Raw genomic sequence first — 12,831 nt, forward strand, 5'->3', positions numbered from 1 at the left:
GTCTCGCCATGCGAGCAGAAGGTGCGTCAGGCCGAGCGGTCGAGGGCGCGCAGGCTGCGGTCCGTGATGGACCGGGAGCCGCGCCCTATGGCGATCGTTCCGGACTGGACGAGCTCCTTGATGCCGAACTGCTCCAGCATCTTGAGCATCGCTTCGAGCTTGTCGGCGCCGCCGGTGGCCTCGATGGTCACGGCCTCCGGGGAGACGTCGACCGTCTTGGCGCGGAACAGCTGGACGATCTCGACGATCTGCGAGCGCGTCTCGTTGTCGGCCCGCACCTTCACCAGGACGAGCTCACGCTGGATCGCGGCGCCGGGCTCGAGTTCGACGATCTTCAGTACGTTGACGAGCTTGTTCAGCTGCTTCGTGACCTGCTCCAGCGGCAGTGCCTCGATCACGTTCACCACGATGGTGATGCGCGAGATCTCGGGGTGCTCGGTGGTGCCCACCGCGAGGGAGTCGATGTTGAACCCGCGGCGGGAGAACAGGGCCGTGATCCGCGCGAGGACGCCCGGCTTGTTCTCGACCAGGACGGAGAGGGTGTGCTTGGACATGGGCTTGAAGTCTCTCTCTCGTCTGCTCAGTCGTCTTCGTTGTCGCCGAAGTCGGGGCGCACCCCGCGGGCGGCCATGACCTCGTCGTTGGAGGTGCCGGCGGCCACCATCGGCCACACCATGGCGTCCTCGTGCACGATGAAGTCGACCACGACCGGGCGGTCATTGATGGCATTGGCCTCGGCGATGACCTTGTCCAGGTCGGCCGGGTCCTCACAGCGGATCGCGTGGCAGCCCATGGCCTCGGACAGCTTCACGAAGTCCGGGATCCGGGTGCCGGCGCTCGGCTGCTTGCCGTCTGCGTCCGGGCCGCTGTGCAGCACGGTGTTGGAGTAGCGCTGGTTGTAGAAGAGCGTCTGCCACTGGCGGACCATCCCGAGCGCGCCGTTGTTGATGATGGCGACCTTGATCGGGATGTTGTTGAGCGCGCAGGTGGTCAGTTCCTGGTTGGTCATCTGGAAGCAGCCGTCGCCGTCGATGGCCCAGACCGTACGGTCCGGCATGCCGGCCTTGGCGCCCATGGCGGCCGGGACGGCGTACCCCATCGTCCCCGCGCCGCCGGAGTTCAGCCAGGTGGCGGGCTGCTCGTACTGGATGAAGTGCGAGGCCCACATCTGGTGCTGGCCGACGCCCGCGGCGTAGATGGTGCCCTCGGGGGCGAGCTGGCCGATGCGCTGGATGACCTGCTGCGGGGACAGCTGGCCGTTCTCCGGCAGGTCGTAGCCGAGCGGGTAGGTGTCGCGCCAGCGGTTGAGGTCGTGCCACCAGGCTTCGTAGTCGCCGGTGTTGCCCTCGGTGTGCTCGGCCTGGACGGCCTGGACGAGGTCGGCGATGACCTCGCGGGCGTCACCGACGATCGGCACGTCCGCGGCGCGGTTCTTGCCGATCTCGGCCGGGTCGATGTCGGCGTGGACGATCTTGGCGTACGGCGCGAAGCTGTCCAGCTTGCCGGTGACGCGGTCGTCGAAGCGGGCTCCGAGCGCGACGATCAGGTCGGCCCGCTGCAGCGCGGTGACGGCGGTGACCGCTCCGTGCATGCCCGGCATTCCCACGTGCAGCGGGTGGCTGTCGGGGAAGGAGCCCAGCGCCATCAGGGTGGTGGTGACGGGGGCGCCGGTGAGCTCGGCGAGGACCTTCAGCTCGGCGGTGGCACCCGCCTTCATGACGCCGCCGCCGACGTACAGCACGGGGCGCTTGGCCTGGACGATCAGCTTGGCGGCCTCGCGGATCTGCTTGGCGTGCGGCTTGGTGACCGGGCGGTAGCCGGGCAGGTCGTGGCTGGGCGGCCAGCTGAAGGTGGTCTTCGCCTGGAGGGCGTCCTTGGCGATGTCTACGAGGACCGGGCCCGGGCGTCCGGTCGAGGCGATGTGGAAGGCCTCGGCGATGGTGCGCGGGATGTCCTCGGCCTTGGTGACCAGGAAGTTGTGCTTGGTGATCGGCATAGTGATGCCGACGATGTCCGCCTCCTGGAAGGCGTCCGTGCCGATCGCCTTGGAGGCGACCTGGCCGGTGATCGCGACCATGGGAACGGAGTCCATGTGGGCGTCGGCGATCGGCGTGACCAGGTTCGTCGCGCCGGGCCCCGAAGTGGCCATGCACACGCCGACCTTGCCGGTGGCCTGCGCGTAACCGGTCGCCGCGTGACCGGCGCCCTGCTCGTGGCGGACCAGGACGTGGCGGACCTTCTTGGAGTCCATCAGCGGGTCGTACGCCGGCAGGATGGCGCCGCCGGGAATGCCGAATACCGTGTCGGCCCCCACTTCCTCGAGCGAGCGGATGAGCGACTGCGCGCCCGTCACGTGCTCGACAGTGGTGGCGTGGTGTCCGCCGTTGCGGGGCCGCGGCTGCGGATGGTGGGCCCCGGAGGCCTGCTCGGTCATCGGCATTCTCTTCTCGAAGCTGAGGGTCATTTTACGAGGGTTTGGGAAGTGCCAGTGCAACAAAAAACCCCCCGTGCCGTGAGGCAAGCGAGGGGAGCGCGCCGGTGCGGTCTGCAGAGCTGCGTGTGCGTGCTCTGCTTCAGCCGACGCGCTTTCCAAGTACGAGAATTCGGGTGCGCATGGCACTGACCCTCCCTCCGGCGCCCCGCGCCTGTCAAGTAGGTGGGACGGGCGTCTCACTATTTGAGCGCAATGGAGGACGTGTGATCGTTTCGCTTCCGTTCGCGCCCACGTGACGTACGGGAAGTGACCCACCCGAGCCACCGGCGAGAACGGACAGGGCCGCCGCCGTCCCGCCCGGCACGGGGAACTCACCGCGCACCAGCGCCCGCCGCAGCCGGTACTCGTCGAGCGGCCCGGAGAAGGCCATCCCCTGCCCGTGCGTACACCCCATGGCGCGCAGGGCGACCACCTGCTCCGGTACGTCCACGCCGTCCGCCACGGACTGCATCCCGAGGTCGCAGGCGATCCGCAGCAGGCCGCTGGTGATCTTGTACAGCCGGGCCGACTCGACGACGCCCTCGACCAGGCCGCGGTCCAGTTTCAGTACGTCGATGGGGAGCCGGCGCAGCGCGTTGATGGCGGCGTACCCACTGCCGAAGCCGTCCAGCGCGATCCGCACGCCGAGCCTGCGGAGCGACACCAGGCGCCGCTCCAGCTCGTCGAAGGAGATCCGCGGGTCGCTGTCGGCCAGCTCGATGATCAGGGAGCCCGAGGGCAGGCCGTGCCGCGTGAGGAGCGCCTCGATGGAGCCGAGCGGCAAGGACTTGTCCACCAGCCTGCGGGCCGAGAGCCGGACCGCGACCGGCACCTCGTGGCCGGCTCGGTTGCGCTCCGCCGCCTGCTCGACCGCCTGTTCGAGCAGCCAGCGGCCGAGCTCGGCGGTGCGGGCGCCGTCCTGGGATTCACCAGTGTCGGCCACCCGCAGGAACTCGGCGGGCGTGAAGAGGATGCCCTGGGTGGAGCGCCAGCGGGCCTGGGCGGCGACGGACGCCACCTGGCCGGTGGCCAGGTGGACCACCGGCTGGTGGAGCAGCGCGAACTCGCCGTCGTGGAGCGCCGTGCGCAGCCGGGTGGCCAGTTCTGTCCTGCGGACCACCTCGGCCTGCATCTGCGGCGCGTACAGCTCGACCCGGTCCTTACCGGCCGCCTTCGCCCGGTACATGGCGAGGTCGGCGTTGCGCATGAGGTCGGTGGGGCTGACGCCGGGCTCGGCGAAGGCGACCCCGATGGACGCGGCGACCCGTACCTCGTTGCCGTCGATCCGGTACGGCTGGGACAGCGTGAGGCGCAGCCGGTCGGCGATCTCGTGGACCTGGCATTCGCGGGCGGACTGGTCCCTGGAGCCCTCGCCGACGATGAGCGCCGCGAATTCGTCACCGCCGAGCCGGGCCGCCGTGTCGCCCACCCGTACGGATTCCTGGAGGCGGCGGGCCGCCTGGATCAGCAGCTCGTCGCCGGCCTGGTGGCCGATGGTGTCGTTCACCGCCTTGAAGCCGTCGAGGTCGATGAAGAGCACGGCCGTGCCGGGATCGCCGGAACGGCGGCCGTTGAGGGCTTGGCGGACCCGGGCGGTGAACAGCGCGCGGTTGGGCAGATCGGTGAGCGGATCGTGCTCCGCGTTGTGCTGGAGCTGCGCCTGGAGGCGGACCCTTTCGGTCACGTCCCGGCTGTTGAAGATCAGGCCGCCCTGGTGCCGGTTGACGGTCGACTCGACATTGAGCCACTCCCCCGTGCCGGACTTGAAGCGGCATTCGATACGGGTGGTCGGCTCCTCGGCGGGGGGCGCGGCCAGAAAACGTCGTACCTCGTGGACGACTCTGCCGAGATCCTCGGCGTGGATGAGGGAGGCGAGCTCGGATCCGATGAGCTCCTCCGCCTCGCGTCCGTAGACGCCGGCGGCGGCCGGGCTGACGTAACGCAATATGCCGGTCGGAGCGGCGATCATGATGACGTCGCTCGATCCCTGCACCAGGGAGCGGAAGTGGTTCTCCTTCTGCGCCAGTTCCTGGGTGAGGGAGATGTTGTCGAGGAGCATGATGCCCTGGCGCACGACCAGGGCGAGCACAACCGTGCAGCCGGTGAGGACCACCACCCGGTCGGGGCGGCGGCCCTCGATGACGTTGTAGAGGATGCCGAGCGTGCAGACGGCGGCGGCGAGATACGGCGTGAGGGCGGCCAGCGAGCCGCCGATGGGGCGGCTGGCCGTGGTGCGGGCGCCCGGGTTGTGGGGGCCCGCCTTGTGGCTGCCTGGCGGGCGCGTGCCCGGAGCGTGGGTGCCGTGACTGCGGCTGCCCGGATTGCGGCTGCCCCGGTTGTACGGAGCATCCTCCCCCCACTGCCCCGCGCGGCGGGCGCCCCAGGGCGCGTAGGCGAGGAGTAGCGAGCCGGCGAACCAGCCGGCATCGAGGAGCTGGCCGGAGCGGTAGTTCTCACGCAGCAGCGGCGAGGTGAACAGCGCGTCGCACACCACGGTCATGGCGAGCGCGGCGATCACCGTGTTGATCGCCGCCCGGTTGGCGTTGGAACGCCGGAAGTGCAGCGCCAGCACCATGCTGACCAGCGCGATGTCGAGCAGCGGGTACGCCAGGGACAGCGCGGCGTGGGCCGTGCTCTCGGCCTGGAAGTGGGCGGTGTGCGCGAGAGCGAGGCTCCAGGAGAGCGTGAGCAGCGAGCCGCCGATGAGCCAGGAGTCGAGCGCGAGGCAGACCCAGCCGGCCCTGGTGACGGGGCGCTTGGCGAAGACCAGCAGGCCGACGATGGCGGGCGGGCCGAAGCACAGGAAGAAGAAGTCGGCGGAGGAGGGCGAGGGGACCTCGCGGTCCAGCACCACTTCGTACCAGCCCCACACGGCGTTCCCGCAGGCTGCCATCGCGGAGGAGATCGCGAACAACAGCCAGGCGGGCCGAAACCGGCTCTCACGCGCGCGTGCGTACAGGAAACAGGAGATCGCGGCGATCAGGGCGGCGGCGGCGAGGCCGAAGTCGCCCATGATCAGGGCGACCTGGGCGGAGCCCCAGCCGAGGGCCGACCCGACGGCGTAGGCGCCGCAGACCAGGGCGAGGACGAGCTGCGAGAGCAGCGTCGTCCCGCTGCCGGGCACCTGCTGCCGGGCGATGAGCGCGCCGGGGGCACTCACCGGGCCGCCCTGGTACGCGGCGCGCCGGGCGCCTGAGGGGCGGAGAGCCGCTGTGGAGCGGGGAGCGGATGGGGATCCGGCCTGCCCGCCGGATCGCACGTGAGTTGTCGCCGGCGGCCCCGTCGCGTCGGATCCTTGGTCCATTCGCCGTGCATCACCCGTCGCCCCCCTCACAGTCCGGTCGCTCCCCAGCGCCGTGATATCGCGCGGCGCAGCCCCTTGGTCCGGACGATACACCAATTCAGTCACTCAGGGACATACTCCCTCTACTCTGCGTAACGGCCCAGGCAGTCGTCGGCACGCCGCGCATTCGGGTGGCTTCGGAGCGTGTCCGCAGGCGGCTGTCAGTGAGTGGTGAGGACGATGTTGCGCAGCGGTTCCCCGGCGGCGAAGCGGGTCAGCTGGTCGGCCATCAGACGCTTGGCGCGGGGCATGAACGCCGAGGTACTGCCGCCCACGTGCGGGCTGATGAGGAGGCCGGGCGCGTGCCACAGGGGGTGGCCTGCGGGAAGCGGCTCGGGGTCGGTGACGTCGAGGGCGGCTCGCAGCCGGCCCGATTCCAGCTCGGCCATGAGTGCCTTGGTGTCGACAACGGGGCCGCGGGCGACGTTGACCAGCAGCGCCCCGTCCTTCATGCGGGACAGGAAGTCGGCGTTCGCCAGGCCCTGCGTCGCCTCGGTGAGCGGGGTGGAGAGAATCACGACGTCGGCGGAGGGCAGCAGTCCGGGCAGATCGGCCAGTGGATGCACGGGGCCGCGCGCCGTTGTACGGGCAGAGCGCGCGACGCGCGCCACCCGCGCACACTCGAAGGGCGTGAGCCGGTCCTCGATGGCGGCACCGATCGAGCCGTAACCGACGATGAGAACGGACTTGTCGGCGAGCGCGGGGTAGAAGCCGTCCCGCCATTCTTCCTTGTCCTGGCCGTGTACGAAGCCGGGGATGCCGCGCAGCGAGGCGAGGATCAGCGCGAGGGCGAGCTCGGCGGTACTGGCCTCGTGGACGCCGCGGGCGTTGCACAGCTGCACTCCGGCGCTCAGGTGCCCCAGGCCGGGCTCCACGTGGTCGATGCCGGCGGAGAGCGTCTGGACGGCCCGTACGGACGTCATCGCGGCGAGCGGGCGCACCGCGATCTCGGTGCCCTTCATGTACGGGACGACGTAGAAGGCACAGTCGGCGGGATCGGCGGGAAACTCCTGGCCACCGTCCCAGAAGCGGTAATGGAAGCCCTCGGGGAGGCCTTCTATTTCGGCAGCGGGGACGGGGAGCCATACGTCTGAAGTCATGGTCACGAGGCTATGCGAAGGGTGACCGGGAACAGAGGTTAGTTTTGGGAGCGGCAGAGGGAGGGGTACGGGGAGTTGGAGCGCAGGACAATCGGTGCGGCAGCGCTCGAAGTGGGCGCGATCGGACTCGGATGCATGCCGATGAGCTGGGCGTATACCGGCTCACAGCAGCGTGGGGACCGGTCGCTGCGTACCGTGCACGCGGCGCTCGACGCGGGGTCCAGCCTGCTCGATACGGCTGACATGTACGGGCCCTTCACCAATGAGCTGCTGCTGGGGCGGGTGCTCAGGGAGCGGCGCGCCGATGCCTTCGTGTCGACCAAGTGCGGGCTGCTGGTCGGGGATCAGCACATCGTCGCCAATGGGCGTCCGGGATACGTGAAGCGGGCGTGTGACGCTTCGCTGCGGCGGCTGCAGACGGATGTGATCGATCTCTATCAGCTCCACCGGCCGGATCCGGAGGTGCCGGTCGAGGAGACGTGGGGCGCGATGGCGGACCTGGTGCGCGCGGGAAAGGTGCGGGCGCTCGGGGTGTGCGCGGTGGGGGCGCGGGCGGCGCGGCGACCCGGAGCGCGGATGCACGACGGAACGATTCGTCAGCTGGAGCGGGTGCAGCAGGTCTTCCCAGTGAGCGCGGTGCAGGCCGAGTTGTCGGTGTGGTCGCCGGAGGCGCTGGCGGCGCTGCTGCCGTGGTGCGAGGCGCGGGGGGTCGGTCTTCTGGCCGCCATGCCGCTGGGCAACGGCTTCCTGACGGGAACGCTGAAGCCGGGGCAGGGCTTCGAGCCGGACGACCTACGGGCCAGGCATCCGCGCTTCACCGCGGAGATGATGGCGGCGAACCAGCCGGTGGTGGCGGGGCTGCGGCGGGTCGCCGAGCGCCACAGCGCGACGCCGGCGCAGGTGGCGCTGGCGTGGGTGCTGGGGCGCGGCCGCCAGGTGGTGCCGGTGCCGGGGACGAAGCGCGAGCGGTGGGCGGTACAGAACGCGCGGGCGGCGGGGTTGCGGCTCACGGAGGACGACCTCGCGGAGATAGCGAGGCTGCCGCGGGCACGGGGCTCGTGGGACTGACCGCGGGGTCGCCCTTCGGGAAGGGGCGGGTCGGGGAAGGCCCCGCGCAGCGGCAACCCGCGCGGCGGGGTGATCCAGAACGGAACCTCCGGCGCGCGAGCGGTGTATGAAGAGTGAGAGCCGCCGCCGGCGACGACTGCCGGCCGTCGAAGGGATGCGTATCGTGCAACGTCCTGCTGTGACAGCTGTGGTGGCTGCCGCCGTTCTCCTGCTCACCGCGGGATGTTCCGGCGCGGGCGAGAACGCGCCGGCTCAGACGGCCACACCGACCGGCGGCACCGCGTCGCCGTCGGGCGACGCGTCCGCCCCCGGCTCGGGATCCCGCGCGCAGCCGCCGCCCGCGAAGGGCTCGGTCAAGGTGGCGGGCACGCTCACCGAAGACCTCAAGTCGCCCTGGGGGCTCGCCCCGCTGCCGGACGGCGACCTGCTGGTCTCCTCGCGCGACGAGGGGACGATCACCCGCGTCGACGGCGAGAGCGGCAAGAAGACCGAGATCGGCACGGTCGCGGGGGTCGCGCCGGCCGGGGAGGGCGGGCTGATGGGCCTGGCCGTCTCGCCCGGCTTCGCCTCGGACCACATGGTCTACGCGTACTTCACCACGGCGTCCGACAACCGCATCGCCCGCATGCTGTACGACGAGAAGAAGCCCGCCGGGCAGCAACTGGGCGCGCCGGACACCATCTTGAGAGGCATCCCGAAGGGCACGGTCCACAACGGCGGGCGGATCGCCTTCGGCCCGGACAAGATGCTTTACGCCGGGACGGGGGAGACGGGCGACACGGGGCTGGCGCAGGACAAGAAGTCGCTGGGCGGCAAGATCCTGCGGATGACCCCGGACGGCGAGCCGGTGCACGGCAATCCGGAGGCGGACTCGGTCGTCTACTCGTACGGGCACCGCAATGTGCAGGGCCTGGCCTGGGACAGTGAGAAGCGGTTGTGGGCAGCGGAGTTCGGCCAGAACACCTGGGACGAGCTGAATCTGATCCGCCCCGGCCAGAATTACGGCTGGCCCGAGGTCGAGGGCAAGGGCGGCCAGGAGGGGTTCGTCGATCCCGTCGCGCAGTGGAAGACGTCCGAGGCCTCGCCGAGCGGGATCGCGTACGCCGCGGGATCGATCTGGATGGCCGGCCTGCGCGGCGAGCGGCTGTGGCGGATTCCGCTGGACGGTACGAAGCCGGTGGCCGACCCGGAGTCGTTCCTGTCCGAGGAGTACGGCCGGCTGCGCACGGTGGTGGCGGCCGGCGGCGACAAGCTGTGGCTGGTCACCAGTGAGACGGACACGCGGGGCACGCCGGAACCGGGCGACGACCGGATCCTGAACCTGGAGGTGAAGTAGGCCGGGCCAGGGCTGACGAGGAGGTGCAGCGCCTTCAGGTGCAGGTCGTCATCCGGCCGCCTCGGGCTGGTCCTGCGCGTCGGTGAAGAGCCGCAGCCGGTGGGCCAGGGCGGCGGCCTCGCCGCGGCCCGAAACGCCGAGCTTGGCCAGGATGTTGGAGACGTGGACGCTCGCCGTCTTGGGTGAGATGTAGAGCTCCTCGGCGATCTGCCGGTTGCTGCGGCCGGCCGCGACCAGGCGCAGTACGTCCTGTTCGCGGGGGGTCAGGCCGAGCGACGCGGCCGGGCTCGCGGTGAGCACCGGGACATCGGGCGCCCGGGTTTCCAGCGAGAGGCGGGCTCGCTGGGCGAGCAGGGCGACGCTCTCGGCGAGGGGGCGGGCGCCCAGGTGTTCCGCAGCGGCCCGGACAAGGCGGAGCAGTTCGGCGGCCCGCTCTCGCTCGTCGGCGTTCAGCTCGCGAATGCTCACCGCACCGGCTTCCGGCGCGGCCGCCCCGGCGTCGCCGCCGCCGGTGGCGGAGGCGGCGAGCAGGGCCTCCGCCCAGCGCAGGCGGGCGCGGGCCAGGTCGTAGGGGCGCTCCAGGGCCTCGAAGGCGGTAACGACGTCGGCCCAGTCGTCGGGGCCGGCGTCGCCCTCGGCCCGGCGCAGCTCGGCGCGGACCCAGCGGTCGTAGGCCTGCCACAGCGGCGCGGGCGTGGCGAGGCGCTTCGCTCCGGCACGGATCAGCTCCAGGGCCTCGGTCCGGCCCGCCTCCGCCGCCGGGAGGCCGCGCGCGTCCGCCTCGGCGGCGGCGGCTTCGGCCAGCAGGGGCCAGGCGTAGCGGTGGGTGCCGAGCGGGAAGCCGGTGGAGACGGCCCGCGCGAAACCGGCGCGGACGTCCAGGATGCGGCCCCTGGCGGCGGCGAGGCTCAGGCCCGCAGTGTGCACCGGCAGGTCGTGCTGGGGCATGGGGTCGTGGCTGCCGAAGTACGCGCGGGCGGCGGCCAATCGTTCTTCCGCCTCTGCCAGTTCGCCGCGGGCCCGCGCCACGTCGGCCTGTATCCAGGCGCCGGCGCCGCGGGGCTTGGCGCTGGGCACGGACGCCCGCTCGATGGACACGGCGTGCTCGACCGCCTCGCTCCAGCGGCCGAGGGAGACGAGCGACTCGGCGAGATTCGCGCGGACCCAGGCTTGGCTGTCCGGGAGGCCGAACTTCTCGCAGACGGCCACACCCTCCTCGGCGATGCGTACCGCCTCACCGGAGCGTCCCACAGACTCCAGATAGGAGGGCAGGTTGACGTGGACGCGGACCGCCACGCTGGCCATGCCCTGCTCGACCGCCTGCTCCTTGACGGCGTACAGCATGGCGAGGCCGCCCTCGACGTCCCCCGCGTCGACCAACAGGCCGCCCAGCGTGGTTCGCGCGGTGAGTTCGGTGGCCTCCGCTCCGACCATGCGCGCGTACTCCACGGCCTGTTCGGCGGCGACCAGGGTGTCCGGGCCGGGCTCGTGCAGCATGCCCCAGCCCGCCACCTGGGCCAGGACTTCGGCGTGCACGGCGGACGGCGGCAGCCCGCGCACGAGGTCCCGGGCGGCGGCGAGTTCGGCCCAGCCGTCGCCCCGCGCGAGGTTCGATATCAGCCTGGCGCGCTGGACCCAGAACCAGGCCTCACGCAGAGGGTCGCCCTCGCCCTCCAGGAGCCGCAGCGCCTTCTTCGCTATCTTCAGCGCCCGTTCCCGCTCGCCGCCGAACCGGCCGGCGACGGTGGCTTCCGCCATGAGGTCGAGGAAGCGCAGCGGCGTGGTCGCGGGGTCGCAGCCGCAGGGCGGGTAGACCTCGGCGTAGTCCAGGGGCCTCAGCACGGCGCGTACGTCGGCGGGGGCGTCGTCCCACAGCTCCATCGCGCGCTCCAGGAGACGCAGTTGCTCGGAGTAGGCGTGACGGCGGCGGGCCTCCACGGAGGCCTTCAGGACGGCGGGGAGGGCCTTGGCGGCGTCGTGCGCGGCGTACCAGAAGCTGGCGAGACGCGTGGCGTACTCGTCGGTCCGTACGAGCGTGGGGTCGGCCTCCAGCGCTTCGGCGTACCGCCGGTTGAGGCGGGAGCGCTCGCCGGGCAGCAGGTCGTCGCTGAGCGCTTCGCGCACGAGGGAGTGACGGAAGCGGTAGCCGTCGCCGTCCGGGGTGGCGAGGAGCAGGTTGGCGCCCACGGCGGCGCGCAGTGCCTCGATCAGATCGTCCTCGGGGAGCTGTGCGACGGCGAGCAGCAGCCGGTATTCGACGGTGGAGCCGCCTTCGGCGACGATCCTGGCGACCTTCTGGGCGTCGTCGGGCAGCGCTTCGACCCGTACGAGCAGCACGTCGCGCAGGGAGTCGCTCAGGCCCGTGGCGCAGCCGGTCCCGATGCACGAGGCCAGTTCCTCGACGAAGAACGCGTTGCCGTCGGAGCGCGTGAACACCTCTTCGACCAGGGCCGTGTCCGGTTCGGCAGCGAGGATTCCGGTCAGCTGGCGGTGCACTTCCAAGCGGTTGAAGCGGGACAGTTCGATGCGCCGGACGGTGCGCAGCCGGTCGAGCTCGGCCAGGAGGGGCCGCAGCGGGTGGCGGCGGTGGATGTCGTCCGCGCGGTAGGTGCCGACGACGACCAGGCGCCCGCGCCGCAAGGTGCGGAAGAGGTACGCGAGGAGGTGGCGGGTGGAGGTGTCGGCCCAGTGCAGGTCTTCCAGGGCGAGCACGACCGTACGGTCGGCGGTGATGCGCTCCAGGAGGCGGACGGTCAGCTCGAACAGGCGCGTCATGCCGTCTTCGCTGTGCTGGTCGCGGGTGGTCTCGCCGAGCTCGGGCAGCAGCCGGGCCAGTTCGCCCTCCTGTCCGGCGGCCGCGGCGGCGACCTCGTCGGGCAGCATGCGCCGCAGGGCGCGCAGGGCGGTGGAGAACGGCGCGAACGGCAGTCCGTCGGCGCCGATTTCGACGCAGCCGCCCACCACGACGACGGCGTCCTGGCGGCAGGCGGCCTCGAAGAACTCCTCAACGAGCCGGGTTTTGCCCACCCCGGCCTCACCGCCCACGAGCAACGCCTGCGGCTCGCCCGCGGTGGCGCGGGCGAGCGCATCGGTGAGCTGGGCCAGTTCGCCGGCGCGGCCGACGAACACCGGGCTGACGGACCTGGTTTCCACATCGCCGAGCATCGCACAGGGCTCCGACATCGCGGCACCTGTATGGGCACTCGCCAAGGGCACGACAGTCATCTCGTGTCCCTCACGCCGCGGTCAGGCCGCCGTCACGCGGCCCGTGCGAACCGGCTGCGCAGCGAACTCACCGGCCCCTCGGATGCCTTCTGCCCGGACGCGCGGGCGGCGCGGCGGTTGGCCCTGCGGGCCTTGGCGGCCTGCCGTGCGAGGCGCTCGATGGCGGCCAGTCGCATCAGTTCGGCCGCGTGCTGCTGCTGGATCTCGCGTTCGAACACGGTGTGCTCCCTGGTGGGTTGTTTGTTGAGGTCGCTTTCTGCGATGCCTCAACTTTCGTTTCCCAGGG

Annotated in this window: 8 protein-coding genes; 2 read left to right on the forward strand and 6 right to left on the reverse strand. The window is 71.4% G+C overall.

Annotation, left to right across the window (positions count from 1 at the left end):
• Positions 1 to 26 precede the first annotated feature (26 nt).
• From ilvN to J7E96_RS03265, 4 genes are all read right to left on the reverse strand, one after another.
• Complete coding sequence (gene ilvN / locus J7E96_RS03250) at positions 27 to 554, reverse strand: acetolactate synthase small subunit (protein WP_069933100.1); 528 nt, start codon at positions 552 to 554, stop codon at positions 27 to 29.
• 26 nt (positions 555 to 580) lie between these two features.
• Complete coding sequence (locus tag J7E96_RS03255) at positions 581 to 2,440, reverse strand: acetolactate synthase large subunit (RefSeq protein ID WP_215127458.1); 1,860 nt, start codon at positions 2,438 to 2,440, stop codon at positions 581 to 583.
• Positions 2,441 to 2,648: 208 nt separating this feature from the next.
• Positions 2,649 to 5,633 (reverse strand): bifunctional diguanylate cyclase/phosphodiesterase, encoded by a 2,985-nt coding sequence (locus tag J7E96_RS03260; protein ID WP_215127222.1) that lies wholly within the window; start codon positions 5,631 to 5,633, stop codon positions 2,649 to 2,651.
• A gap of 344 nt (positions 5,634 to 5,977) precedes the next feature.
• Positions 5,978 to 6,916, reverse strand: coding sequence for a 2-hydroxyacid dehydrogenase (locus J7E96_RS03265; protein WP_215127224.1), 939 nt, complete (start codon positions 6,914 to 6,916; stop codon positions 5,978 to 5,980).
• 75 nt (positions 6,917 to 6,991) lie between these two features.
• Here J7E96_RS03265 and J7E96_RS03270 point away from each other — a divergent pair, with 75 nt between their 5' ends.
• Complete coding sequence (locus tag J7E96_RS03270) at positions 6,992 to 7,984, forward strand: aldo/keto reductase (RefSeq protein WP_215127226.1); 993 nt, start codon at positions 6,992 to 6,994, stop codon at positions 7,982 to 7,984.
• A gap of 154 nt (positions 7,985 to 8,138) precedes the next feature.
• Positions 8,139 to 9,320, forward strand: a complete 1,182-nt coding sequence (locus tag J7E96_RS03275) for a sorbosone dehydrogenase family protein (protein ID WP_215127228.1) — start codon at positions 8,139 to 8,141, stop codon at positions 9,318 to 9,320.
• Positions 9,321 to 9,368: 48 nt separating this feature from the next.
• Here J7E96_RS03275 and J7E96_RS03280 read toward each other — a convergent pair whose 3' ends face one another.
• Together J7E96_RS03280 and J7E96_RS03285 are read right to left on the reverse strand one after the other, a co-directional pair.
• The gene (locus J7E96_RS03280) at positions 9,369 to 12,485 is read right to left on the reverse strand and encodes a helix-turn-helix transcriptional regulator (protein ID WP_215127460.1); all 3,117 of its coding nucleotides are present in this window, start codon (positions 12,483 to 12,485) and stop codon (positions 9,369 to 9,371) included.
• Between the two features lie 92 nt (positions 12,486 to 12,577).
• Complete coding sequence (locus tag J7E96_RS03285) at positions 12,578 to 12,763, reverse strand: hypothetical protein (RefSeq protein ID WP_215127230.1); 186 nt, start codon at positions 12,761 to 12,763, stop codon at positions 12,578 to 12,580.
• Positions 12,764 to 12,831 lie beyond the last annotated feature (68 nt).

The organism is Streptomyces sp. ISL-96, assembly GCF_018614035.1.
Lineage (GTDB): Bacteria > Actinomycetota > Actinomycetes > Streptomycetales > Streptomycetaceae > Streptomyces.

Bases quoted from the DNA above. Each gene is read 5' to 3' on its own strand.
- J7E96_RS03255 (WP_215127458.1), bottom strand. From the start codon at position 2,440: ATGCCGATGACCGAGCAGGCCTCCGGGGCCCACCATCCGCAGCCGCGG.
- J7E96_RS03265 (WP_215127224.1), bottom strand. From the start codon at position 6,916: ATGACTTCAGACGTATGGCTCCCCGTCCCCGCTGCCGAAATAGAAGGC.
- J7E96_RS03275 (WP_215127228.1), top strand. From the start codon at position 8,139: ATGCGTATCGTGCAACGTCCTGCTGTGACAGCTGTGGTGGCTGCCGCC.
- J7E96_RS03280 (WP_215127460.1), bottom strand. From the start codon at position 12,485: ATGCTCGGCGATGTGGAAACCAGGTCCGTCAGCCCGGTGTTCGTCGGC.
- ilvN (WP_069933100.1), bottom strand. From the start codon at position 554: ATGTCCAAGCACACCCTCTCCGTCCTGGTCGAGAACAAGCCGGGCGTC.